Here is a 24299-nt window from a genome sequence, read left to right as displayed (position 1 = left end):
ATGGGCATCCGCATCGACCCCACGCTCGAGTTCGTCTGGCGTGACCCGGGGACCGTCCAGCTCGGCGTCGACCCTCCACGTGCAGTCGTCCCGGTGCCGACCGTGGCCGAGGAACGCTTCCTCTGCGCGCTGCGGCGGGAGACCAGCCGCGACGCGCTGACCGCCCTCGCCGCGACGACCGGGTGCCGGCCCGAGGTCGCGGCCCGCGTGCTCGGGGATGCCTCCCCAGCGGTCGTCGACGTCCTGCCCGAGCCGCTCGCCCGGGTCGAGGTCCACGGGGACGGGACCCTCGCCGACGTGGTCGCCGACATGCTCTCGGGCGAGGGCGTCACCGTCGCCCGGACCGCCGCACCCCGCGGTGGGCCGATCGTCCTGCCCGATCCGCCGCCGTCGATCGCTGTGGTCGTCGCCGACCACGTCGTCGACCCGGCGCTCCGGTCGGCGTGGGCGCGGCGGGGGACCCCGCACCTGTCGCTCGTCGTCGGCGACGGACGGGTCCGGCTCGGACCCGTGGTCGTCCCGGGCGACGGCCCGTGCCTGCAGTGCATCGAGTACGCCCGCGTGGACGAGGACCCGGCGTGGCCGACGCTCGCCGCGCAGGTCTGGGGCCGCCCCGCCGCGCCGCTGTCGCCGTGGCGTCTCGCCGCGATCGCGTCCGCCGCGGTGCGGGTGCTCGTACAGCGCCTGCCCCTGCGGACGCAGCAGCCCGGGACCGACCAGGTCGTGTTCGACCGGGACGACCTCGCGGTCAGCCTGCGACCGGTGGCACCGCACCCGAGGTGTGCGTGTCGAGCGCTGCCAGGAACCGACTCGGCGCCCGGGCACCCCCGCGCGTGGAACCCTGCCGTGACCACGTGACGGTGACCGAGCGGCGCGCGCGGGTCAGTCCGACGTAGAACAGCCGGCGTTCCTCGTCGACCTCGGCATCGGTCGTGGCGTGCGAGATGGGCAGGAGCCCCTCGGCAGCGCCGACGACGACGACGTGCGGCCACTCGAGGCCCTTCGACGAGTGCAGCGTGGCCAGGGTGACGGCGTCGAGCTCCGGCTCGTGGTGGGTCGCCGCACGGTCGACCAGGTCCTGCGTGAACTGCTGCATGGTCGTCCCGGCGGGCGATGCCTCGGCCAGGCCCATGATCGCCTGCAGCGCCTCCCACTGGTCGCGGACCGCGCCGGTGCCGTCCGGTGGCGTCGGGGTCCAGCCGCTCAGCTGGAGCACGAGCCCGACGCGACGGGTGAGTTCGTCGTCGGTCTGCCGCACGGCCTCGCCGCGCATGTGGTGCACCGCGAGCTTCACCTCGGGCCGGTCGAAGAACCGCGTGCCGCCCTGCACCCGGTACGGGATGGAGGCGCGGCCGAGCGCGGACTCCAGCGCGGCGGACTGCGCTCCGACGCGGTACAGCACCGCGCAGTCGCCGAACGTCGCTCCCGCCGCCACGAGTCCGCCGATGTGCCGGGCCACGGTCTGGGCCTCGTCGCCGTCGTGCACGCAGGCCAGCACCTCCGGCTCGGGGCCCCGGTCGGCGGACTGCGCCACGAGGTCGAGCGCGCCGGGCTGCCCGCGCATCAGGGTGTTCGCGGCGTGCACGACCTCGGGTGTCGAGCGGTAGTTGCGCTCGAGTCGCAGCACGGATCCGCGCGGGAACTCCGAACCGAAGCCCAGCAGGTACCGGCTCGACGCGCCCGCGAACGAGTAGATCGTCTGGCTGGCGTCGCCGACCACGCAGACGTCGTCGCGGCCGCCGAGCCACGCGCGGAGCAGGTCGTGCTGCACCGGTGAGACGTCCTGGTACTCGTCCACGACGAAGAACCGGTACTGCTGCCGGACGTACGAGGCGACCCGCGGTTCGGACTCGACCATGCCGAGCGTCGCGAGCAGGACGTCCTCGAAGTCGAGCTGCCGGCGGTCGTCCTTGAGCTGCTCGTACGCCTTCATCAGGTCGACCACGCGCCGGGGCGGGGTGTCGCGCGGCATCACCCGGTCGGACGCGGCGGCCTCGTACTCGTCGTAGGTGAGCATCTGCACCTTGCGCCACTCGACCTCGGCGGCGAGGTCGCGGAGCACCGGGGTGTCGACGTGGATCCCGACCGTGTCGGCGGCGTGCGCGATGACCCGGCCCTTCGACTCGACGATCCGGGGCGCGTGTCCGCCGACGGTGTCCGGCCAGAAGTAGCTGAGCTGCGCCATGGCCGCGGCGTGGAAGGTGCGCGCCTGGACCGTCCCGGCACCGAGGGCGCGCAGTCGTGACCGGAGCTCGCCGGCTGCACGGGTCGTGAAGGTCAGCGCGAGGACGTGGCTGGGCGAGTACGTGCCCGTCGCGACCCCGTACGCGATCCGGTGGGTGATCGCCCGGGTCTTGCCGGTCCCCGCGCCCGCGAGCACCGCGACGGGGCCGAGCAGCGTCCGGGCGACGGTCTGCTGCTCGGCGTCGAGCGCCGCCAGCAGCTCATCCGGCGACGGCGGCCGCACGGGCGGGGCCCCCGTCCCCGCACCGGGGCCTGTCCCGGCACCGGGGCCCGTCCCGGCGCGCGGGTCGGTCACGGCACGCGGATCGCTCACGGCACGTCCAGCGGCCCGCCGTACCACTCCTCGATGATCGCGCGGGCGATCGACGTGCGGCCGGGCAGCAGCAGGGTGTCACCCGCGCGCTCACGGACCTCGTCGCGCGAGAACCACCGGACGTCGAGGATCTCCACGCCGTCGGGCCGGGCGGTCGAGGGGTCCCCGTCCACCGCTCGGGCACGGAAGCCGAGCATGAGCGAGGCGGGGAACGGCCAGGGCTGCGACCCGAGGTACTCGGGCTCCTCGACCCGGACGCCGGACTCCTCCCAGACCTCACGGCGGACGGCGTCCTCCAGCGACTCCCCCGGCTCGACGAAGCCGGCGAGCAGGGAGTAGCGGTCGGCGTCCCAGGCCGCGTTGGACCCGAGCAGGATGCGGTCGTCGGCGTCCGTGACCCCGACGATGATCGCCGCGTCGGTGCGCGGGAAGAGCTCGTGGCCCTCGGGGTCGCGGCGGACCCACCCACCGCTGACGACCTCGGCCGGGGATCCGGTGCGCGGGGAGAACCCGTGCACGGCGTGCCAGTTCGCCATCGCGACGGCCTCGACCGCGAGGCCCTGGTCGCGGGCGGACAGCTCCGTGCCGAACATGCGGAGGCTGACCCAGGCGTCGTCGTCCGGCTCGATCCCGGCTGCGGCGGAGGCGTCGAGCAGCGCCGCGACGAAGCGGGTGCCCGCCGGGGCGTCCGGCGCGTCCGCGACCGCGCGGCCCAGGTACAGCGTCACCGCGTCCTCCGGCACCGCCGCTGCATCGACGAAGCGCAGCGCGCCGCCGTCCTCGCGCAGGAGCTCGGCACCGCGCACTGGCAACCACCGCACCGACGGGTCGGCGCGCAGGACACGGTCGAGGTCGGGCGTCGTCCGGAACTCCGCGTCGCGGTCGAGTTCGTTGCGGGACAGCGGGAGTCTGGCGGCGAACTCGACGGTCACGGCGGGGTGCTCCTCGATCGGGACGGGCTTCTCGGCGGGACCCTGTGGACGGTGCCCGGGCTTGCACAGGCCAGCGTGGCGTGCGCTCCGGCACCGGACCCGGACCTACCCTGAAGGGCATGGCGGGATCCCAGTTCACTCTAGCCGCGTTGGCGACCACGGCCGTTCCCGGTCTGGTCCTGACCGGCACGCGCACGCTCGGCTCGGCCGCCTCCGGGGACTACGAGTCGGCGGTCCTGCGCGACGCGGACGGCACGCTCAGCGCGATCCGCCGGCCGCGCAACCAGCGGGCCGAGGCCCGGCAGTCCGCCGACCTGGTCGCGATCCGTGCCCTCAGCGCCGGCATCCGCTCGCGACTCCCGTTCGCCGTGGCCGAGTACCGCGGTCAGGCACCGATCGGCTCGACCAGGGCCATCGTCACCACCTACGTCCCCGGCACCCACCCGACGCTGCGCGACCTGGGCGAGCGACCCGAGCTCGCGACCTCCGTCGGCCGGGCGGTCGCCGCCGTGCACCAGCTCCCGACGAGCTTCGTCACCGACGCCGGTCTGCCGTCGCTCACCCCGTTCGAGGTCCTGCGCTCTGCCGTCTCGGTGATGGACCGCGCGGTCGCGACGAAGCTCGTGCCCGCCGCCCTGGTCGAGCGGTGGGAGGGCGCCGCGCGCGACCAGCAGCTCTGGCAGTTCACGCCCACGGTCGTGCACGGCGCGCTCGGCACCGGGGTCGTCCTGGTGGACGGCGACGCCGTCACCGGCATCCTCGACTGGGGCGAGCTCCGGCTCGGGGACCCCGCGAAGGACCTCGCGTGGGTGCTGGCCGGTCGTCGTGACGGCTTCGACACCGTCCTCAGCGCGTACGAGGCGAACGGCGGCGGCCGTGACCGGCAGCTCGCCCAGCGGGCCCGCGTGTACCACGAGCTCGAGACCGCGCAGTGGCTGCTGCACGGTGTGCAGGCGAAGAGCACCGAGGTCGTCGACGACGCGGTCGCGATGATGCACCGTCTGGTCGACGCGGTACAGACGCCGAGTGCCGAACCGCTGCAGTCGGTCTCCCCCGACACGATGGAGATCGGCGAGGTCGAGCAGTTCCTGTCGTCGACCGAGCGTCGACACGGCTGACCCTCCTCCCCGGACGCGGTCCCGGGCGAGCGCCCCCGGACGGACGCGTCACGGTTCCGTCGACCGTCCCGCGCCCGTCGCGACCATCCACCGGTCTGGAGGCGCGGCGCGGCCCCACACCGCGCCTCCCGTCCGTCCGTCACGCTGTCCGCACCGGCGGCGCCTCCCAGCCCCGCGCGTCCGGTGCGTCCGTCACGCCGTCCGCACCGGCGGCGCCTCCCCGCCCCGCGCCTCCCGTCCGTCGCGGCATCCGCACCGAGGGCGCAGGCTCAGCCGAGCGCGTCCTGCCACGCGCGCTCGAGACCGGCACGGTCGAGCAGTGCGGTGGGCCGGACCTCGAGGTCGTCGGCGACGAAGTAGAAGACCGCGTCGACCTCGTCGACCGGTCGCCCGGTGAACTCGGCGTACGCCACCCGGTAGAGCGCGAGCTGCAGCTGCCGCGCAGCCAGGTCGTCCGCGCCGGTGGGAGCCTTGCCGGTCTTCCAGTCGACCACCTCGGCGCGACCGCCGATCTCGTACACGGCATCGAGCTTGCACACCACGCTGTGGCCGAGGAACGGGATGTGGATCTCGCGTTCGACCTCGACCGGGGTCAGGTCGGCCCAGCGTGACCGCGCGAACGTCGCCTGGAACGCCGCCAGTCGCCGCGCGTCGTCGTCGGTGACCGGTGCGTCGGTCGAAGCGTCCACGGCCTCGTCGGCGTCGAGGTCACGTTCGTCGTCCCACAGGTCGAGGGTCTCGAGCGAGCCGCCGCTGCGCGCACGCTGCTCGACCCACTGGTGGAAGAGCGTGCCGAGCCTGGTCGCGCGGTACGGCCGCTCCGGCATGGGTCGGCGCAGGCGTTCGGCGACCGCATCCGGCCTCCCGACGTAGTCCTTGAACCCCGAGGCCGGCACGCGGTGCGGGATCGCGACGCGGTGCCGCGCGGACCGCGCGGCCTGCCGCTCCGCGAGCAGGAGGTCGATGTCCGCTGCGAAGCGCCCGGCCGCGCCGGGGTTCGCGTTCCGCACCCGGTCGGCGGCGGCGAGGACGCGTGCGCCCCGCTGCCCGAACGGCACGTGCGGCCACGTCTGGGTCGCGCCGTCCCCGCCGAGCGGGTTCTCCTCGTGCGCGGTGCCGTCGGGCACGGCGTCCGCGGGGACGACCCCCGCCTCGACCAGGTCGTGCAGGTACCGGCTCGGAGCGGTCGGCTTGACGCCACCGGCCCACGACGACCCGGACACGAGCAGGTCGTGCCGGGCCCGCGTCAGCGCCACGTAGGTCAGCCGGCGTTCCTCGTCCTCGTTGCGGGCCTTCACCTGCTCCTTGTACGCCTCGATCGCGTCGACGACGCCCTTCTGGTCCTCGTGGCCGCGCCAGTCGAGCCGCGGGAGCTCCTCGGCGTCCCCGCGGAACTCGTACGGCAACCGGCCGAAGCCGAGCCACCCCGAGGACCCCTCCTGCGGTCGGGCCGGCAGGGCGCCCTCCACGAGCCGCGGCACGGCGACCGCGTCCCACTCGAGCCCCTTCGAGCCGTGGATCGTCAGGATCTGCACCGTGCCGGCCTCGGGCTCCTCGGACCGCGGACCCATGTCGTCTCGGCGCGCGGCGGCGTCGATCCAGCCGAGGAACGCCCCGAGGTCCGCGCGGTCGTCGGTGGTCACGAAGCCGGCGAGCTCGTCGACGAACGCGTCGAGGAACGCGGCGCTGCCCTGCTCGTGCGCGGCGACCTCGACGTCGAGTCGCATCTCCTGAACCACCAGCGTGACGAAGTCGACGAGGTCACCGGCCGCGCGTGACCGGAGCGCGGCGAGCTGCTGCCCGAGGTCGCGCATCCGCTGTCGGCCGGCGGGACTGATGCCGTCGAGGGCGCCGTGGTCGTCCGGGGCGCTCGCGACGAAGTCGAGGGCGTCGACGATCGACCCGTGCTCCCCGGCGGCGACCGAGGCCCGGAAGGCCGCGGTCAGCTCGTCGTCGAGGCGCTGCTGGGTGTGGTCGCGGCGGAACAGCCAGCGGGCGAGCTCGTGCAGTGCGGCGATGTCCGCCGCCCCGACGCGCCATCGTGCTCCGGCGAGCAGGCGGATGAGGTCGTTGCCCGCTGCCGGGTCGTGCAGGACCCGGAGGCACGCCACCAGGTCGACGATCTCGGGCCGCTGCAGCAGACCACCGGTCCCGAGCACGTGGAACGGCACCCGGTGGGCGCCGAGCGCCGCGGTGAACGCCGACAGGTCCTTCCGCGAACGCAGCAGCAGTGCCATCGAGCCCTCCGGCGCGGCGCTCCGGCGCTCCGCGAACCAGCGGGCGACGGCGTCTGCCTCCTCCGGCAGGGTCTCCGGGAAGACGGCGGTCACCGTGCCCCGATCCGCTCCCGGCCGTGGCGCGAGGCGCTCCACCGCCACCTCGGAGGCCGCCGAGAGCGGGTCGACGACGGCGTTCGCCCCGGCGAGCACGTCCACCGGGTTGCGCCAGCTCGTGGACAGGGCGAAGGTGACCGGCGCCACGGCCGACGCGCCGCTGTCCGTCCGTCCGCCGCTGTCCGTCCGTCCGCCGAAGTCGCGCGGGAAGCGTGCCAGGTTCGCTGCACTCGCGCCCCGGAAGCCGTAGATCGACTGGTGCGGGTCCCCCACGGCCATCACCGGGTGGCCCCGGAAGAGCCGGGCGAGGAACCGCGTCTGCACGACCGACGTGTCCTGGTACTCGTCGAGGAGCACCACGCGGAAGCGGCTCCGCAGGTCGTCGACCACCCGCGGAGCGGACTCGGCCGCGGCGAGCGCGAGGGCGATCTGGTCGGAGAACTCCACGAAACCGCGGTCGACCTTCTGCCGCCGGAACTCCTCGACCAGGTCCACCAGCGGTTCCAGGGCCCCGATCGCGGCCACGGCGTCCGTCACCGCCTTGTAGGGGTTCCCCCTCGCGTTCCCCGGCAGCTCGAGCAGGGCGCCGAAGTCGATCGCGAACCGCCGCAGGTCGGCAGGGTCGACGAGGTGCTCGGACACCGCGCCGGCGAGCGACACGACGGCGGCCGTCACGGTGTCGACGTCGCGGTCGAGTCCCGCGAGCCGGTCGTCCCGCGCGCCGACGACCACGCGCCGGGCGAGCTGCCAGGCGGAGGGCTCGGTCAGCACCTGCGATTCGCCGTCGCGCCCGACGAGCAGGGCGTTCTCGCGGAACACGGCGTTGGCGAAGGCGTTGTAGGTCGAGACCGTCGGCGCCTCGAAGGCATCGCCCGCGGCCAGGAGCCCGACGTCCTCGAGCGCCCGGATGCGGTCGTTGATGCGCACGGACAGCTCGCCCGCGGCCTTGCGGGTGAACGTCAGGCCGAGGACCTCGGCCGGGCGGACGAAGCCGTTGGCGAGCAGCCACACCACCCGCGACGCCATGGTCTCGGTCTTGCCGCTGCCGGCACCGGCGACGACGAGCGCCGGGGTGAGCGGCGACTCGATGACCGCGCGCTGCTGGTCCGTCGGACGGGGGCGGCCGAGGGCGTCGGCGATCGCGTCGGCGTCGTGGGCGGCGGCGGACACGTCGGGGACGACGCGCGCCGCGGACGCGACCTGCACGTCGGACCCCGACTCGGACTGCGTGTCGGTCTCGGTCGTCACCAGGTCACCTCTCCCACGACGTGGATGCGGCACTCGACACCCGTGCGGGCCCGGTCGCAGTGGTCGTCGACGTTCGCCAGGAACGTCCGTCCGGCCATCCCCCGCGCGACCCCGTGCAGCCGCTCGCGGTAGGCCTCGCGCGCCTCGTCGTCGAAGGCGTGCTGCGTCCGTTCGGAGAACGCTCGTCCGGCACGGGGGTTCTGCACGAAGACGAGTCGGGCGTCGGCCATCGGGGCCCCGGCCGGGACACCGTCGACCGCACCGTCCTCGACCGCGAGCTGGTACGCGCCGAGCTGCGGGTGCTCGGGCATGTCGTTCTTCTCGCTCGGCATCGACCGTCCGGTCTTCAGGTCGACGACGCTCACCCGCCCGTCCGGGTCCACCTCGATCCGGTCGATGCTGCCGCGCATCCGGGCAGGACCGGTGACGAGTGCGAACGACGTCTCGGCACCGAGCAGCCGTCGCCCGGCGCTGGCGAACGTGCGCAGGTAGTCGCTGAGCCCCTCGATCATCCGCCGGGTCCTGGCCCGTTCGCGGTCCGCGACCCACGGCGACTCGAAGGTCAGCTCGTCCCACCGGCCCTCCACGTGCTCCCACAGCGACTCGACGTCCACCGCGGTGGCCTGCTCCATCGCCTCGTGCACGATCGTCCCGATGCCCATCGCCGGACTCGGAGCGCCGCCGCCGAACGTCTGCACGAACCAGTGCACCGGGCACTCCTCGAACGTCCCGATGCGCGAGGGCGACACGGCCACCGTCGGGGCGACCGGCTCGCCGCCCTCGTGCTCGGGTGCCGGCGGGGCGTCGAGGTCGACGAGCGGGTCCTCGGTCGTCGGCTCGGCAGTCCCGTACCACTCGTCCGGTGACGCTCCGGCGACGCCGGCCTCGGCGAGCCGCGCGAGGGCGGATGCTGCCTCGTGGTCACCCGTGGTCACCACCCGGCGGCGGAGCGACCCGGCCATCCCCCGGAGCGACAGCGGGTGCACGGTCGGTTGCCGGTCCGGCGGCACCGGGACGAGTCGGACGAAGGGCGACGGGGCCTCGTCGTCGTTGGCGACCGTGCAGATGACGACCTGCGTCGTGGCACGGGAGACAGCGCGGGCGAACAGCCGGAGTTCGTCCGCGATCACCGCTGCCCGGTCGTCGACCGTCCGGTCGTCGACACCGGCCGCGGCGCGGACCAGTCCGTCCGGGTCGAGCAGGCTCCCCCGCACCCGGGTGTTCGGCCAGACGCCGTCCTGCAGCCCGAGCACGACGACCACGTCGCACTCGAGCCCGATGGTGGCCGACGGGGTGAGCACCCGCACGCGGCCGGCCGTGCGGTCGGGGCCGATCGAGTCCTCGGGCAGGTCGGCGCCGAGCAGGTCGTCGACGAACACCCGTGCGGGCGCGTCGGGCGTCCGCTCGACGAAGCGCTTCGCGGCGGTGAAGAGTCCGACGACGGCGTCGAGGTGCCGGTCGGCCTCGGCGGCGCCCACCCCGCCTGCCGCCGACTGTGCACCCCACGTCGTCGCCAGCCCGCTGCGCTCCCAGAGCCCCCAGAGGATCTCCTCGATGCTGGCGTCGGCCGCGGCGTCCGCCCGCGCCTGCACGAGACTGCGCGCGAGCCGGGTGGCGCGACGGGCGAACCCGGCGTCGACGGTGGCGAGCCGCTCGGGCGCACCGAGCGCCTCGACGAGCAGCTCGTCGGCGGTGCGGGTCCCGCCGCCCGCGAGCTCCTCGCGCCGCAGGGCGAGCCGGAGCCGTCGCATCGCCAGGGTGTCCAGTCCGCCGAGGGGTCCGGTCGCGAACGACGTGGCGAGGTCGGCGTCGAGCGGGAGCACCCCGAGGGCGACCGCGGCCGCGTCGAGCAGCGACCGGGCGGCGCTGTCGTCCCGTGGTCGGACCGGAGCGGCGCCCGCCGTCGCGGGAACCTCGGCGACGGACAGCGCCCGGACGAGCTCGGGGATCGCCGCACCGCTGCGGGTGACGACCGCCATCCGGTGCCAGGGGACGCCGTCGAGCAGCCGGTGCTCGCGGAGGCGTCGGGCGACCGCCACGACGAGCGCCGGACGACTGCCGGCCTCGAGGTGCAGCACGGCGTCGCTGCGGGCGTCCGTCGTCGACGCCACCGCGGTCCGCTGCCGCCCGGCTGCGGCGGCTCCGATCCGTGCCGTCACCGCCCCGACGAGCGTCCGGATCGGAGCCGCGTGCCGGTGCACCGTGCCGAGCACGACCTCGTCGACGCGCTCCACCCCGAGCCGGACGGCCAGTCGCCCGAGCACGTCCGGCTCGGCGCCGCGGAACGCCGAGGCCGCGATGTCCGGGTCGCCGAACGCGACGACCTGCACGCCGGACCGGGCGAGCGCCCCGAGCAGGGCGATCTCGCCCTCGACGAGCTCCTGGGTGTCGTCGACCACGAGCAGGCGCAGCGCCGCGATGCTCGCGGGGACCTCGTGGCGCAGCACCGCGGCGGTCGCGAACGCGACCAGCTCGGCGGCGTCGAGACTGCTGCCGCGGAAGGCGGTCACCGACGCCCGGTAGTCGTCCACGAAGTCGCCGACCGCGCGCCACTCGGGGCGTCCCCGCTCATCGGCGAGCTCGCGCATGTCGTCCGGTTCGACCCCGGCGGCGACCGCGCGCATCATGACGTCGCGGAGCGCCGTGCGGAACCCGGCGCGCTCCCGCACCACGGCGGTGATCGGTGCCGGCCACGCGGGGCCGCCGCCGTCGGCCTCGTGCCCCTCGAGCAGGTCGGCGATGATGCGGTCCTGCTCCCCACCGGTCAGGAGCGTCGGTGCCTCCTGCCCCTGCAGCGCCGCGGCGTGCGCGACGACCTGGAAGGCGAGGGAGTTGACGGTCCGGGCGAGCGCCCCCGGGACGACCCGGTCGACCGCCGCGGCCAGGCGGTCGCGGAGCGCGGTCGCCGCGGTGCGGGCCGAGGTCAGCGCGAGCACCGTGGCGTGTCCGTCCGCCGACACTGCGTCCGGACGGGCGAGCCGGTCGGCGACCAGCCGGGTGAGCGTGGTGGTCTTGCCGGTGCCCGGAGCGCCGAGCACCGCGGCGTGCCGACGATCGGGCAGGGCCAGGACGGCGTCCTGCGCCGGGTCGGCGACGAGCGCGCGGGCGACCCCGACGTCCTCGGGGAGGGTCGTCAGCGTGGTCCTGGGCACGCGGACACGCTACCGACCACGGCCGACAGCAGCGGTCGACGCACCGTCGTCGGCGCCGCGTCGCGCCGTGGGCCGACGCCGCACCGACACCGCTGCCACCGCCGCGGTGCGCCTCGGGCGAACGCCCGGTGCCGGCAGGTGCCGCTCGGATACGCTGTGCTCGTGGACATCAAGATCGGCATCATCAACAGCCCGCGCGAGATCGCCTTCGAGACCGCCCAGAGCGCCGAGGAGATCGAGCAGGCCGTGGCCGCGGCCCTCGAGGCGCAGTCGACCCACCTCTCCCTCAAGGACGAGAAGGGCCGGCGCTTCATCGTGCCGGTCGCCTCGCTCGCCTACGTCGAGGTCGGCGCAGAGGAGTCGCGCCGCATCGGCTTCGTCGCCTGACGTGGAGCTGCTCTTCGCCGTGCTCGGCGGCCTCATCGCCGGGGCCGTCGCGCACGTCGTCGTGCCGTGGCGCTCCACCCGCGGGGCGCTGCTGGGCCCGGCCGTCGGTGGCATCGTGGCCGCCGTCCTGTGGGAAGCGCTGACCTGGGCCGGCTGGCCGTACGACGGCGGGTGGATCTGGGTGGTCGCCCTGGTCGGCGCCGGCGTCGTCGCGGTCGTGACCGAGTGGGTCCTGGGGCGCCGTCGTACCGCTGCGGACGAGGACTTCTTCGAGCGGGCGCGCACCGAGCGCGCCTGAGTGCAGAGGACGCGCGCGCCTGACCGACGAGGACAGGGCCGCACCGTGCACGACCGAGCCGCTCAGATCGACCCGGCCGCCGCCCCGGTGCCGCCGGACGTCAGGCGGTCAGCCCGAGGGCGTCCATCCGCCGGGTGTGCGCCGCGATGAGCTCCGTCCACACCGGCTCGAGCTTCTCCTGGTCCTCCCGCGCGTGGACCGCCAGCGCCGACCGTGCCACGAGCAACGTGTCCCCCACGAGTCGACGACCCCACATCGCCAGGCGCGATCCGATGCGCGGGTCCTGCTCGATGTGCGACGCCAGCTCCTGCACGACCGCCGGTTCCTCGCGCGCGTCGAACACCGACCGGAGACGCTGGCGGACGTCGAGCGGCAGCGACCGGAGCATGTTGCCGAACAGGTCGTTGAGGATGCCCGCCGTCACGTACCCGGTGAGCATCGACTCGTACCAGTCGGCACCGCTGGTGCGCAGCAGGAAGCGGTCGATCGCCTCGCGGTGCGGCTCCATCAGCGTCGCCGGCTCGCCGCCGGTCCGCTCGATCTCGGCCACGATCGTGCGGTGCCGTTCGAGTGCCGTCGTCGCGAGCACGCCCGTGACGAGGCGTCCGGACATCGTCGGCGCCGCGGCACCGGCACGCCCCATCGTCTCGTAGAGCGACAGCTGCAGGTACGCGGCCTGCCCGAGGTAGACGTCGAGCTCCGGGCTCACGTCGTCCAGCTGCAGGCGCTCCACGGGCGAGGCGTTCCGCGGGTTGCGCGAGGCCAGCCACGCGGCGGCGAGCTGCGCAGCGCGCTTCCGGTTCCACCACGACACCACGCCCCAAGCATACGGGCCGCGGGCCCTGCTCCCGCCCGGCGGGCGCTGCCGTCGCCGGCCGTCGGTAGACTGTCGTCGACCTCCACCAGGACTAAGGTGCTTCTTTGACTTTCGCAGACCTCACCATCGAGCAGGACATCGTCGACGCGCTCGCGACGAAGGGCATCACCGAGCCCTTCCCGATCCAGCAGCAGACGATCCCGCTCGCCCTCACCGGCCAGGACATCATCGGCCAGGCCAAGACGGGTACCGGCAAGACCTTCGGCTTCGGCCTCCCCCTGATCCAGCGCCTCGGTGCCGCTCCGGAGCCGGGGGGTCAAGGCGCTCGTCGTCGTCCCGACCCGCGAGCTCGCGGTGCAGGTGACCGAGGACCTCGAGCTCGCCACGTCGAACCGGCCGACCACGATCGTGTCGATCTACGGCGGCAAGGCGTACGAGGGCCAGATCGAGCAGCTCAAGGCCGGCGCCCAGATCGTCGTCGGCACGCCGGGTCGCCTCATCGACCTGCAGCGCCAGCGCCTGCTCGACCTGTCCAAGGTGCAGGAGGTCGTGCTCGACGAGGCCGACCGCATGCTCGACCTCGGCTTCCTGTCGGACATCGAGCGCATCTTCCAGGCCGTCCCCGCGGTGCGCCACACGATGCTGTTCTCGGCGACGATGCCGGCTCCGATCGTCGCGCTGGCCCGTCGCTTCATGACCCGCCCGGTGCACATCCGCGCGACGGACCCGGACGAGGGCCTGACGCAGGCGAACATCAAGCACGTCATCTACCGTGCGCACTCGCTCGACAAGGACGAGGTCATCGCCCGCATCCTGCAGGCCGAGGGCCGCGGCAAGACCGTGATCTTCACCCGCACCAAGCGCGCCGCGGCGAAGCTCGTCGAGGAGCTGAAGGACCGCGGCTTCAACGCCGCCGCCGTCCACGGCGACCTCAACCAGGAGCAGCGCGAGCGCGCGATGGCGGCGTTCAAGGCCGGCAAGCGCGACGTGCTCATCGCGACCGACGTCGCCGCCCGTGGCATCGACGTCGACGACGTGACGCACGTCATCAACCACACGATCCCGGACGACCCGGACACCTACCTGCACCGGGCCGGCCGCACCGGCCGTGCCGGCAAGACGGGCATCGCGGTCACCTTCGTGGACTGGGACGACCTGCACAAGTGGACGCTCATCGACAAGGCCCTCGAGTTCGGCATCCCCGAGCCCGTCGAGACCTACTCGTCGTCGCCGCACCTGTTCACCGACCTCGACATCCCCGCAGGGACGAAGGGCCGCCTGCCCGGCGCGTCCTCGCACGCGGCCGAGGCCGGCGCCGCACCGAAGCGTGGCGAGCGCGGCGGTGACCGTCAGGGCGGCGAGCGCAGCGGCTCCCGTTCGCGGTCCCGCACGCGCACCCGGTCGGGAGGCCCGCAGCAGTCCGACACGTCGGCCCCCGCCGAGCAGACCACCGGTACCGACGCCGCGCAGCCGTCCGCCGAGGGCGCGACCGGCGCCGCCTCCACCGACGGCGCCGCGAAGCGCCGTCGCCGTCGCCGTCGTCGCAGCGGCGGCAGCGGCTCCGCCGAGGCGACCGCCTCGGCACCGCAGGGCACCGGCGAGGGCGAGTAGCGCCTCCCGTCCGTTCGGAGGCCCCGTCACGGACGTGACGGGGCCTCCGTCGTCCGCACGCGCGGGAAGGTGGCACCGAGTCTCGGACGCAGCGACGGTCCGCGCGTCCGTCTGCGCGAAGTTCGTCGCGCAGGCTGGGACGCGGGGCGAGCCGCGGGCTCAGCAGCCTGGTCAGGCCAGGCGGGAACCCGGGCCGTGGACCGGGGCGCTGCCGGTGGCCTGGTCGACGATCGCGTCGAACGACGCGCGCGCGGTCCGGTGCTCGCCGAAGCGGTTCGGCTTGCCGGTGCCGTGGTAGTCGCTCGACCCCGTGACGAAGAGGTCGTAGCGCTCCGCCCAGTCGAGCAGGGTGCGCTTGCCGTGCGCGAGGTTCTCGCGGTGGTCGACCTCGAGCCCGCCCAGGCCGGTGTCGACGAGCTCGCGGAGCATCGGCTCGTCGATCACGATCCCGCGTGAGGACGCCGCCGGGTGCGCGATGACCGGCACCCCGCCCGCGCCGCGGATCAGCTCGACCCCGCGGAGGGGCGTCGGCGCCTCGTGCGGCTCGTAGTAGCCGGAGGCCGGGTGCAGGATCCCGCGGAAGGCCGCGCTGCGGTCCGGTTCCAGGCCCCGGGCGACCAGGGCGTCGGCGATGTGCGGGCGGCCGATCGTGGCGCCGTCGCGCGCCTGCGCGAGGACGTCGTCCCAGGTGATCGGGTGGTCGCGGCCGATGCGCTCGACCATGCGCCGTGCGCGCGCGAAGCGGCCGTCGCGGATCCGGGCGGTCTCCGCGACCAGGGCGTCGTCCGTCGGGTCGACCAGGTAGCCGAGGACGTGGACGCTGCGGTGGCCGACCCGGGTGCTCAGCTCGAGCCCGGGGAGCAGCGACATCGGTCGGTCGCGGACGGCGGCGATCGCCTCGTCCCACCCCGCCGTGGTGTCGTGGTCCGTCAGGGCGACGCCGTCGAGGCCGGCAGCGGCGGCCGCGGCGACGAGGTCCGCCGGCCGCTCGGTGCCGTCGGACACGCTCGAGTGGGCGTGCAGGTCGATGAACGGATCGGGCACGTCCTCCATGCTACCGACAGGTGAACGGCCGCTCAGGCCGGAGGGTCAGCTCGGTGCGATGATGGGTGACATGGCCGACACCACTCCCCGTGCGACGAGCAACCGATCCACCACCCCCGGGTCCTCGACCTTCAAGGACCACATCGCGTCGCAGTGGGCGGACCGTGCACGGCCGACCCCCGAGCCCCGCGAGCAGGCGGCCTTCGCCGCCGAGCGCCGCGCGCGGATCTCGGAGCTGCACCCTGGGCGCACGATCGTGGTGCCCGCCGGCCAGGCGAAGGTCCGCTCGAACGACTGCGACTACCCGTTCCGTCCGCACTCGACCTTCGCGCACCTGACGGGCTGGGGCACCGACACGGTCGTCGGCTCCGTGCTCGTGATGACCCCGAACGGATCCGGGCACGACGCCACGCTGTACTTCCGCGCCACCGCCGGCCGCGACTCGGAGGAGTTCTACGCGAACCCCGAGATCGGTGAGTTCTGGGTCGGCCCCCGCCCCTCGCTCGGCGAGGTCGCCGCCGACCTCGGGCTCGCGACGGCCGACCTCGGCGCCTTCGCCGAGGTCGCGGACGGCCTCGACGCGTCGGTCCTGCTCGTCCGTGACGCCGACACCGAGCTCACCCGTGCGATCGACTCCCGCCTCGGCACCACCGTCGGCGGAGCGGAGGCCGCGGACGAGACCCCCGCGACCGACGACCTGCTCTCCCGCGACCTGTCCGAGCTCCGGCTCGTGAAGGACGCCTACGAGGTGAACGAGCTCCGCAAGGCAGTCGAGGCCACGAAGTCCGGCTTCGACGACGTCATCGCCGACTTCGACGCCGTCCTCGCGCACCCCCGCGGCGAGCGCATCGTCGAGGGCACGTTCAACCGGCGTGCGCGGGCCGACGGCAACACGGTGGGCTACGACACCATCGCCGCGTCCGGCCACCACGCCTGCATCCTGCACTGGACCCGCAACGACGGTGCCGTGCAGCCGGGCGACCTGATCCTCATCGACGCCGGCGTCGAGGTCGACTCGTTCTACACCGCCGACATCACCCGGACCCTGCCGGTGAGCGGGACCTTCACCGACGTGCAGCGCATGGTCTACGAGGCCGTGCTCGAGGCCGCGGACGCCGCGTTCGCGATCGTGAAGCCGGGCATCACGTTCCGCGAGGTGCACGCCACCGCGATGGAGGTCATCGCGCGGAAGACCGCCGAGTGGGGCTTCCTGCCCGGCACCGCCGAGGAGTCGCTGCAGCCGGACAACCAGTTCCACCGCCGGTACATGGTGCACGGCACGAGCCACCACCTCGGGCTCGACGTCCACGACTGCGCCAAGGCCCGCCGCGAGATGTACATCGACGGCGTCGTGCAGCCGGGCATGGTGTTCACGATCGAACCCGGCCTGTACTTCCAGCAGGACGACCTGACCGTGCCCGAGGAGTTCCGCGGCATCGGCGTCCGCATCGAGGACGACATCCTGGTCACCGAGGACGGCGCCGAGAACCTGTCCGTCGGCATCCCGCGGACCCCCTCGGAAGTGGAGGGGTGGATCGCCCGCACCGGCCGCTAGCCTGAGGACGTGACGACGACGCCGGAGACCTCCCCCAGCACGACCGCTCCCCAGCCGGACACCCGGACCGGGACGACCGAGCCCCGTGGACTCGTGATCGACGTCGAGCACTTCGACTCCCCCCGACGCGCAGCGGCTCCGTGCCGCGCAACGACTGGAGATCGACCGGGCCTACGGCGGGGACACGGAACCGGGCGAGAAGCCGACGGCGGACTCGATCGCGGTGTTCTTCCTCGCGCGGGACGAGGACGGCACCCCGCTCGGGTGCGGCGGCCTGCGACTGGTGCAGGACGGCATCGCCGAGGTGAAGCGCATGTACGTGCGACCGGAGTCCCGCGGGGCCGGGGTGTCCAGCGCGATCCTCCGTCGGCTCGAGGAGGCTGCGATCGACCTCGGCTCCCCGGCGCTCGTGCTCGAGACCGGCGACGAGCAGAAGCGCGCCATCGGGTTCTACGAGCGTGAGGGTTTCCGGCGGATCGCGCAGTTCGGGCCGTACGTCGGCGCGGCCCGGTCGATCTGCTACTCGAAGGTGCTCTGACGCACCGAGGGGCTCTGGTGCACCGCTGAGGGCCCTGACGCGGAACGCCCGCGCCGACCATCGTCGGCGCGGGCGTTCCGCATCTGTCGGGGTGTCAGCCTCGGTCGCCGTCGCGACGGGCCTCGGGCGCCGACCCGGGACGCTGGTCCGCACCGTCGGCGCCCTGGACGCGCTCCCCGTACTGCGGGGGCTGGCCGGGCCGGGACTGCGGGAGGCGCGGGTCCGACGACGGCGCGGGCTGCTGAGCCGTCTGCGGAGTCTCGCCGTAGCGCGGCCCGTCGTTCGTGCCGTAGCGGGGACCGCTGTTCGTGCCGTACCGGGGACCGGCACCGGGGTCGGACGTTCCCGACTGCGGACCGCCGGCCGACGGACCGGACTGCTGCGGGCCTCCCTGGCGGGACTGCTGCTGCGGCTGGTGCGGCGTGGCGTGCCCGCCGTAGGGCGACCCCTGCTGCGGACCCGGGCGCCAGGGCTCCTGCCCCTGGAACGGACGGGCCTGGGAGCCGGGCGCGCCCGGCTGCGGTGCGTCGTTCCAGTGCGTGGACGGCGTCGCGCCGTGCTGTCCGAGGATCCGCTGCGCCTGACCGGTGAGCTGCGGGTCGACGACGATCTGGTAGTTCGTGGCGAGCACCTGGTGCACGCTCGTGAAGTCGCGCTGCCGCTTGGTGATGGCGAACGACACGATGCCGTACAGCATGCCGAACGCGGCGCCGATGATGGCGGCGGCGATGATGAGGCCACCGGCGGTCGGCGAGAACAGGGTCAGCACGATGCCGAAGAAGATGCCGAGCCAGAGGCCGGACAGGGCGCCGGCGATCGCCGCGCGGCCGTAGGTCATCTTGCCGGTGACCCGCTCGACCGTCTTCAGGTCGTTGCCGACGATCGAGATCTTCGCGACGGGGAAGTCCGCCTCGGCGAGCTTCGCGACGACGCGCTGGGCGTCCGGGTAGCTGTCGTAGGTGCCGAGGACGTCCCCGCGCGGCAGCGTCGGGAAGGCCTGGGCGGTGCGTCCGGCGAACGGGCTCTGGTTGCTCACCCAGCCATCATCCACCGGGCACCTTGCGATCGCACGTGCGCCTCCCGGGAACCTCCGGGGCACCGGCGCGCGAGCCCCCGGGACGACCGGTGCAGAGATCCCCGGCACGACCGGAGCAGTGTCTCAGGGTGGGCCGGGGCCGCACGACCCCGGCCCCTGCGGCAGCGACTACGCTGGACGGGTGAGCGCCACGAAGGTCTTCGTCGCCCGCCTCGCCGGGTGCTCCGTCTTCGACCCCGCGGGCGACCGCGTGGGCCGCGTCCGGGACGTCCTGGTCGTCTACCGTCGCGTCGACCCTCCCCACGTGGTCGGGCTCATCGTCGAGGTGCCCGGCAAGCGCCGCATCTTCCTGAGCATCGGCCGCGTCACGTCGATCGGTGCGGGACAGGTCATCACCACCGGCATCGTCAACATGCGGCGCTTCGAGCAGCGCGGGGGCGAGGTCCGGGTCATCGCGGAGATGCTCGGCCGCAAGGTCCTGCTCACCCGTGACCGCATCCGCGCGACGATCGAGGACGTCGCGATCGAGGACCGCGGCCAGGGCGACTGGGAGGTGTCGCAGCTCTTCCTCCGGAAGCCGAAGACGACCCCGTCGCCGTTCGGCAAGGGCCCGACGACGTTCGCCACGTGGAACGAGGTCACCGAGGACGAGCTCCCCGGCGAGGCCCAGTCCGCTGAGCACGTCATCGCCGCGTACTCCGACCTGCTGCCGGCCGACCTGGCCTCGACGCTGCTCGACCTGCCCGAGGAGCGCCGGTTCGAGGTCGCCGAGGAGCTCCCCGACGACCGGCTCGCCGACGTGCTCGAGGAGATGCCCGACCAGGAGCGCATCGACATCCTCACCCGACTCGAGGACGCCCGCGCCGCCGACGTCCTCGACCAGATGCAGCCCGACGACGCCGCTGACGTGCTCGCGCAGTTCCCCGACGACCGGAGCGAGGCCCTGCTGCAGCTCATGGAGCCGGAGGAGGCGCAGGACGTCCGCATGCTCCTGGAGTACGAGCCGGACACCGCCGGTGGTCTCATGACGACGGAGCCCGTCATCGTGTCGGCCGACGCGACCGTGGCCGAGGGCCTGGCCCTCATCCGCCGGCACGAGCTCGCCCCGGCGCTCGGCGCGAGCGTCTGCGTCGTCCTGCCGCCGTACGAACCGCCGACCGGGCGCTTCCTCGGGCTCGTGCACTTCCAGCGCATGCTCCGCTACCCGCCGAACGAGCGCCTCGGCACGCTCATCGACCAGCAGACCGAACCGGTCCGCGTGGACGCCAGCGCCGCCGAGGTCACCCGGGTCATGGCGACCTACAACCTCGTCTCCGTCCCCGTGGTCGACGACGCCCACCGCCTGGTCGGGGTGGTGACGATCGACGATGTCCTCGACCACGTCCTGCCGGACGACTGGCGAAGTCAGGGCGAGGGGGATGCCCCCTCGCGACTCCGCCAACGCCAGCGCAAGACGCCCGTGACGACGGGAAGGAGGACCACCCGTGGCCCGAACGGATGATGCCCGCCAGGAGCGGCTCGACTCCCCCAAGGGCATGCGCACGCGCGTGCTCCCCACCCGCCGCCGTGGTCGCGGGGACACCTTCGGTCGTGCGACCGAGGGCATCGCCCGCGCGATGGGCACGCCCTGGTTCCTGGTCGGCCTGACGCTCTTCTGCGCAGTGTGGATGGGCTACAACACGCTCGCGCCGAAGCCGTGGCAGTTCGACTCGGCGGCGATCGGCTTCACCGCGCTCACCCTGGTGCTGTCGCTGCAGGCCTCGTACGCGGCGCCGCTCATCCTGCTCGCCCAGAACCGGCAGGACGACCGCGACCGCGTGCAGTTCGAGCAGGACCGGCAGCGGGCCGAGCGCAACCTCGCGGACACCGAGTACCTCGCCCGCGAGGTCGTGGCCCTGCGCCTGGCGATGCGGGAGATGGCGTCGAAGGACTTCATCCGCGCGGAGATCCGCTCGCTGCTCGAGGAGCTCGACCGCCGCGACCAGGAGGAGGCCGCACTGCGCGCCGACGCGCTCGACGACAGCGAGGGAGCGACGAGCGCGCGTGGCTGACGACTCCCCCGCGGCGACCGACGAGCAGCTCGGTGCCGCGGTCCTCGCTGCGCTCGGCCGCGTGGTCGACCCCGAGATCCGCCGCCCCGTCACGGAGCTCGACATGATCCGCGGGGTGGACGTGCAGCCGCAGGGACGGGTGCGCGTCGACCTGCAGCTCACGATCGTCGGGTGCCCCGCCGCCGACACGATCGAGCGCGACGTGCGCTCGGCCGCCGGTTCGGTGGACGGCGTGCAGCACGTCGACGTCGACGTCTCCGTGATGAGCCCGGCGACCCGCGCCGCGCTGACCGAGCGACTCCGCGCCGGCCGACCCCGCGGTGTGCAGTTCACCCCGGACTCGCTCACCCGGGTCATCGCCGTCACCAGCGGCAAGGGCGGCGTCGGCAAGTCGACGGTCACGGTGAACCTGGCGGTCGCCCTGGCCGCGGCCGGACAGCGGGTCGGGATCGTCGACGTCGACGTGCACGGCTTCAGCGTGCCCGGCCTGATGGGTCTGACCGACGAGCACGGTGTGGCACCCCGTCCGACCCGCGTCGACAGCATGATCCTGCCGCCGGTCGCCCACGAGGTGAAGGTCGTCTCGATCGGCATGTTCGTCGACGACGTCTCCACCGCGGTGTCCTGGCGCGGGCCGATGCTGCACCGCACGGTCGCGCAGTTCCTGACCGACGTGTGGTTCGGCGACCTCGACGTGCTCCTGCTCGACCTGCCGCCCGGCACCGGCGACGTCGCGATCTCGGTCGGGCAGCTGCTCCCCCACGCCGAGGTGCTCGTCGTCACGACGCCCCAGGCCGCGGCGGCCGACGTGGCCGAGCGGAGCGGTGTCGTCGCACGGCAGACCGGGCAGCGGGTCATCGGCGTCGTCGAGAACATGGCGGGGCTCGTGCAGCCGGACGGCGGCGTGCTGCACCTGTTCGGCGAGGGCGGCGGCGACGAGACCGCCGCTCGGCTGTCCCGCGGGCAGGACTCCCCCGTGCCGCTGCTCGGCCGCGTGCCGCTCTCGGTGCCGCTGCGCGAAGGGGGTGACACCGGGCTCCCGGTCGTCCTCGGCGCGCCGGACGACCCCGCCGCCCTCGCCCTGCGGTCAGTCGCAGACGCCGTCACCACCATGGGTCGGGGCCTGGCGGGACGGAAGCTCGGGATCAGCCTGTCCTGAGCGCTCCTCGCGCGGGTGCGGGCTCCCCCGCTACCGTGGCCGCATGGACAGCACCGACCACGTCACCGTCGACTGGGACGCCGCCCGCGACACGAACCGCGCGAACTGGGACGACCGGGTGCCCATCCACGAGGGCGCGTACGACGTCGCCGCGCTCGACGACCCGGAGCACCGGTCGGACGTCGTCCGCGATGACCTGCCCGCGCTCCGGCCGTGGCTGCCGTCGGGGACGCTCGAGGGCCTGGACGTCTGCCACCTGCAGTGCCACATCGGCACCGACACGGTCTCGCTCGCGCGTGAGGGGGCCCGCCTGACCGGGGTCGACTTCTCGGCACCGGCGCTCGCGTCCGCAGCAGCTCTGGCCGAGCGCCTCGGCCTCGACGTGACGTGGGTGGAGACCGACGTCCTCGACGCCCGAGCAGCCGTCACGGGTGACTTCGACGTCGTCTACACGAGCATCGGCACGATCTGCTGGCTGGACGACCTCCACCGCTGGGCCGCGCAGGTCGCGGGGCTCCTCCGGCCGGGCGGGGTGTTCTTCATCCGCGACGGCCACCCGGCGCTGTACGCGCTGGACGAGGACGCACCGGAGCTCGTGACGCGCCACCGGTACTTCCCCGACGGGACGGCGCAGCAGTGGGAGGACGCGGGCACGTACGTCGGCGAGGGCACCGTCGCGAACACCCGCACGTACGAGTGGCCGCACCCACTGTCCGAGGTCGTGAACGCGCTGCTCGGCGCAGGCCTGCGCCTGCGCAGACTCGACGAGGGGCGCACGCTGCCGTGGCGCTTCAGCCCCCGCATGGAGGAGGACGGGCACGGCTCGTGGGTCTGGCCCGTCGCCGACCGCGACCGGATGCCGACGACGTTCACGATCGTCGCGACGCGGGACTGACGGACGGGAGGCGCGGTGCCGGCCGGCACCGCGCCTCCAGGCCGTCACCGGGTCACGGAGCGGGCCTCAGGTCGCCTCGTGTGGGTCGGGTCGCCGCGTGTGGATCAGGTCGCCGCGTGTGGGTCAGGTTGCTTCGGTGTCGAAGGGGGCGGGCTCGCCCTCGGCGAGCGGCACCACCGGTGCCGTCGCCCGCACCTTCGACGCGGTGACCTGCGCGGTCTCGACGGCCGCCATGCTGCCGGCGGTCGTGCCGCCGGAATCGAGCAGTGCGTCGCGGATGATGCGGCGGGGGTCGTACTGCCGCGGGTCGAGCTTCTGCCAGTCGACGTCGTCGAACTCGGGGCCCATCTCCTCGCGCATGCGGTCCTTCGCGGTGTCGGCGAAGCGGCGGACCGCCTTGACGAACTCGGCGAGCTTCTGCGCGTACATCGGCAGGCGCTGCGGCCCGAGCAGCAGCACCGCGATGATCCCGATGATCAGGATCTTGTTGAAGTCGATGGACACGGCAACGAGCGTAACCCGTCCCACTGCGCCACACCCGTAGAGTTGTCTCCCGAACGGAGTGTGCGTGTCAGAGAAAGAGTCGAACTGGAAGTTCGCCGAGGACATCGTCTCGGAGCCCGAGGTGATCGCCCGAGCGCGAGAGCACTCCCTCGAACTCGGGGTCGAAGCAATCTCCCCCGCGATCGGCGCCCAGATCGCCGTGGTCGCCGCGGCGTCGCACGCCACGAGCATGATCGAGATCGGCACCGGGCTCGGCGTCTCCGGGCTCTGGCTGCTGCGCGGTGCACCCGATGCGACCCTGACGACGATCGACGTCGAGGTCGACCACCAGCAGTACGCCCGTGACGCCTTCATCGCGGCCGGCACCGCTCCGTCGCGGGTCCGGCTCATCCCGGGTCGGGCGAACCAGGTGCTGCCGCGGATGAACGAGGCCTCGTACGACGTCGTCCTCGTCGACGCCGACCCCGAGCACGTCATCGAGTACGTGGAGCACGGGCTCCGGCTCGCGCGCGTCGGCGGTACGGTGCTCGTGCCGCACGCGCTCTGGCGAGGTCGGGTCGCGGATCCGGTGCGTCGGGACCGCGCGACGACCGACTTCCGGCTGCTGCTCACCGAGGTGTCCACCTCGGGCGCGGTCCGGAGCGCGCTCTCCCCCGCCGGGGACGGGCTGCTGCAGATGACGAAGGTCTCCGCCTGACCCGTCGGACGGCCTGGCAGCCCCGACCTGTCGGCGAAGCCGGCCGCGGGATGCACAGGAGGCCCGGAGCGTACGCGCTCCGGGCCTCCTGTCGTGGTGCGTCGACGGACTAGGCGGAGACGACCTCTGCCAGTGCGTCGTGGAGTTCCTTGGCCTCGGCGTCGTTGACCGAGACCACCAGGCGGCCTCCACCTTCGAGCGGAACCCGCACGATGATGAGTCGACCCTCCTTGACAGCCTCCATCGGCCCGTCACCGGTCCTCGGCTTCATCGCTGCCATCAGATGTCCCCTTTCGTGCAGAAGATGCTCGCCCATTATCCCGTACCGAGGGGGCAACTGCGAAACCGCCCAGGTTGGGGGTGTCGG

Annotated in this window: 20 protein-coding genes and 1 pseudogene; 12 read left to right on the top strand and 9 right to left on the bottom strand. The window is 73.7% G+C overall.

The features are described 5' to 3' along the window. Positions 1 to 858, top strand: a complete 858-nt coding sequence (locus LCG91_RS04330) for a TOMM precursor leader peptide-binding protein (protein WP_224442616.1) — start codon at positions 1 to 3, stop codon at positions 856 to 858. Here the strand turns inward: LCG91_RS04330 and LCG91_RS04325 are convergent. Then, positions 749 to 2539, bottom strand: a complete 1791-nt coding sequence (locus tag LCG91_RS04325; RefSeq protein WP_224442615.1) for an ATP-dependent helicase — start codon at positions 2537 to 2539, stop codon at positions 749 to 751. The two genes, LCG91_RS04330 and LCG91_RS04325, sit on opposite strands and share 110 nt — an antisense overlap. Positions 2540 to 2553: 14 nt before the next feature. Continuing rightward, complete coding sequence (gene nudC / locus LCG91_RS04320; protein WP_058728243.1) at positions 2554 to 3489, bottom strand: NAD(+) diphosphatase; 936 nt, start codon at positions 3487 to 3489, stop codon at positions 2554 to 2556. 119 nt (positions 3490 to 3608) lie between these two features. Here nudC and LCG91_RS04315 point away from each other — a divergent pair, with 119 nt between their 5' ends. Further along, a complete protein-coding gene (locus tag LCG91_RS04315) occupies positions 3609 to 4607 on the top strand; it encodes a phosphotransferase (protein WP_058728242.1) in 999 nt (332 codons plus the stop codon). A gap of 269 nt (positions 4608 to 4876) precedes the next feature. On the opposite strand, the gene LCG91_RS04310 is transcribed toward LCG91_RS04315, so the two are convergent. Then, positions 4877 to 8188, bottom strand: a complete 3312-nt coding sequence (locus tag LCG91_RS04310) for an ATP-dependent DNA helicase (RefSeq protein WP_318010450.1) — start codon at positions 8186 to 8188, stop codon at positions 4877 to 4879. Then, positions 8185 to 11340, bottom strand: a complete 3156-nt coding sequence (locus LCG91_RS04305) for a UrvD/REP family ATP-dependent DNA helicase (protein ID WP_224442614.1) — start codon at positions 11338 to 11340, stop codon at positions 8185 to 8187. Before LCG91_RS04305 ends, LCG91_RS04310 begins: the two co-directional genes overlap by 4 nt. Before the next feature lie 162 nt (positions 11341 to 11502). Here LCG91_RS04305 and LCG91_RS04300 point away from each other — a divergent pair, with 162 nt between their 5' ends. After that, complete coding sequence (locus LCG91_RS04300) at positions 11503 to 11727, top strand: DUF3107 domain-containing protein (protein ID WP_058749325.1); 225 nt, start codon at positions 11503 to 11505, stop codon at positions 11725 to 11727. Position 11728: 1 nt separating this feature from the next. Continuing rightward, positions 11729 to 12025 (top strand): hypothetical protein, encoded by a 297-nt coding sequence (locus LCG91_RS04295; RefSeq protein WP_224442613.1) that lies wholly within the window; start codon positions 11729 to 11731, stop codon positions 12023 to 12025. Positions 12026 to 12125: 100 nt separating this feature from the next. Here LCG91_RS04295 and LCG91_RS04290 read toward each other — a convergent pair whose 3' ends face one another. After that, a complete protein-coding gene (locus LCG91_RS04290) occupies positions 12126 to 12842 on the bottom strand; it encodes a ferritin-like fold-containing protein (protein ID WP_224442612.1) in 717 nt (238 codons plus the stop codon). Between the two features lie 104 nt (positions 12843 to 12946). Here LCG91_RS04290 and LCG91_RS04285 point away from each other — a divergent pair. Next, positions 12947 to 14453: pseudogene (locus tag LCG91_RS04285) on the top strand (DEAD/DEAH box helicase). Between the two features lie 171 nt (positions 14454 to 14624). On the opposite strand, the gene LCG91_RS04280 reads toward LCG91_RS04285, so the two are convergent. Continuing rightward, positions 14625 to 15506, bottom strand: a complete 882-nt coding sequence (locus LCG91_RS04280) for a PHP domain-containing protein (RefSeq protein ID WP_224442611.1) — start codon at positions 15504 to 15506, stop codon at positions 14625 to 14627. 61 nt (positions 15507 to 15567) lie between these two features. Between LCG91_RS04280 and LCG91_RS04275 the strand changes: the two genes are divergently transcribed. After that, a complete protein-coding gene (locus tag LCG91_RS04275) occupies positions 15568 to 17052 on the top strand; it encodes an aminopeptidase P family protein (RefSeq protein ID WP_224442610.1) in 1485 nt (494 codons plus the stop codon). Between the two features lie 223 nt (positions 17053 to 17275). Further along, positions 17276 to 17590, top strand: coding sequence for a GNAT family N-acetyltransferase (locus LCG91_RS04270; RefSeq protein ID WP_263480174.1), 315 nt, complete (start codon positions 17276 to 17278; stop codon positions 17588 to 17590). Positions 17591 to 17684: 94 nt separating this feature from the next. Here LCG91_RS04270 and LCG91_RS04265 read toward each other — a convergent pair whose 3' ends face one another. Beyond that, positions 17685 to 18626: a general stress protein gene (locus LCG91_RS04265; protein ID WP_224442609.1), complete on the bottom strand. Its 942-nt coding sequence runs from the start codon at positions 18624 to 18626 to the stop codon at positions 17685 to 17687. A gap of 181 nt (positions 18627 to 18807) precedes the next feature. Between LCG91_RS04265 and LCG91_RS04260 the strand changes: the two genes are divergently transcribed. From LCG91_RS04260 to LCG91_RS04245, 4 genes are read left to right on the top strand one after another with little or no spacing between them, the layout of a single operon-like run. Then, entirely contained in the window at positions 18808 to 20127 is a 1320-nt protein-coding gene (locus LCG91_RS04260) for a magnesium transporter MgtE N-terminal domain-containing protein (protein ID WP_137766723.1), read from the top strand. Beyond that, positions 20111 to 20677 (top strand): DUF1003 domain-containing protein, encoded by a 567-nt coding sequence (locus LCG91_RS04255; RefSeq protein WP_058728233.1) that lies wholly within the window; start codon positions 20111 to 20113, stop codon positions 20675 to 20677. The genes LCG91_RS04260 and LCG91_RS04255 overlap by 17 nt, the downstream gene beginning before the upstream one ends. Then, the gene (locus LCG91_RS04250; RefSeq protein WP_224442608.1) at positions 20670 to 21836 is read left to right on the top strand and encodes a P-loop NTPase; all 1167 of its coding nucleotides are present in this window, start codon (positions 20670 to 20672) and stop codon (positions 21834 to 21836) included. Before LCG91_RS04255 ends, LCG91_RS04250 begins: the two co-directional genes overlap by 8 nt. 43 nt (positions 21837 to 21879) lie before the next feature. Beyond that, a complete protein-coding gene (locus LCG91_RS04245; protein ID WP_224442607.1) occupies positions 21880 to 22731 on the top strand; it encodes a class I SAM-dependent methyltransferase in 852 nt (283 codons plus the stop codon). 123 nt (positions 22732 to 22854) lie between these two features. Here LCG91_RS04245 and LCG91_RS04240 read toward each other — a convergent pair whose 3' ends face one another. Next, a complete protein-coding gene (locus tag LCG91_RS04240) occupies positions 22855 to 23235 on the bottom strand; it encodes a twin-arginine translocase TatA/TatE family subunit (protein WP_058728230.1) in 381 nt (126 codons plus the stop codon). A 64-nt stretch (positions 23236 to 23299) separates the two neighbouring features. Here LCG91_RS04240 and LCG91_RS04235 point away from each other — a divergent pair, with 64 nt between their 5' ends. After that, entirely contained in the window at positions 23300 to 23932 is a 633-nt protein-coding gene (locus tag LCG91_RS04235; protein ID WP_058728229.1) for an O-methyltransferase, read from the top strand. A gap of 109 nt (positions 23933 to 24041) precedes the next feature. Here the strand turns inward: LCG91_RS04235 and LCG91_RS04230 are convergent, their stop codons facing one another. After that, positions 24042 to 24212, bottom strand: a complete 171-nt coding sequence (locus LCG91_RS04230) for a DUF3117 domain-containing protein (protein WP_017887054.1) — start codon at positions 24210 to 24212, stop codon at positions 24042 to 24044. Positions 24213 to 24299: the final 87 nt, after the last annotated feature.

It is taken from the genome of Curtobacterium sp. TXMA1, assembly GCF_020162095.1.
In the GTDB taxonomy this organism is placed as follows: Bacteria; Actinomycetota; Actinomycetes; order Actinomycetales; family Microbacteriaceae; genus Curtobacterium.
This window is presented reverse-complemented; position numbering and strand designations above follow the sequence as displayed.

Bases quoted from the DNA above. Each gene is read 5' to 3' on its own strand.
- LCG91_RS04280 (WP_224442611.1), bottom strand. From the start codon at position 15,506: ATGGAGGACGTGCCCGATCCGTTCATCGACCTGCACGCCCACTCGAGC.
- LCG91_RS04245 (WP_224442607.1), top strand. From the start codon at position 21,880: ATGGACAGCACCGACCACGTCACCGTCGACTGGGACGCCGCCCGCGAC.
- LCG91_RS04275 (WP_224442610.1), top strand. From the start codon at position 15,568: ATGGCCGACACCACTCCCCGTGCGACGAGCAACCGATCCACCACCCCC.
- LCG91_RS04330 (WP_224442616.1), top strand. From the start codon at position 1: ATGGGCATCCGCATCGACCCCACGCTCGAGTTCGTCTGGCGTGACCCG.
- LCG91_RS04315 (WP_058728242.1), top strand. From the start codon at position 3,609: ATGGCGGGATCCCAGTTCACTCTAGCCGCGTTGGCGACCACGGCCGTT.
- LCG91_RS04230 (WP_017887054.1), bottom strand. From the start codon at position 24,212: ATGGCAGCGATGAAGCCGAGGACCGGTGACGGGCCGATGGAGGCTGTC.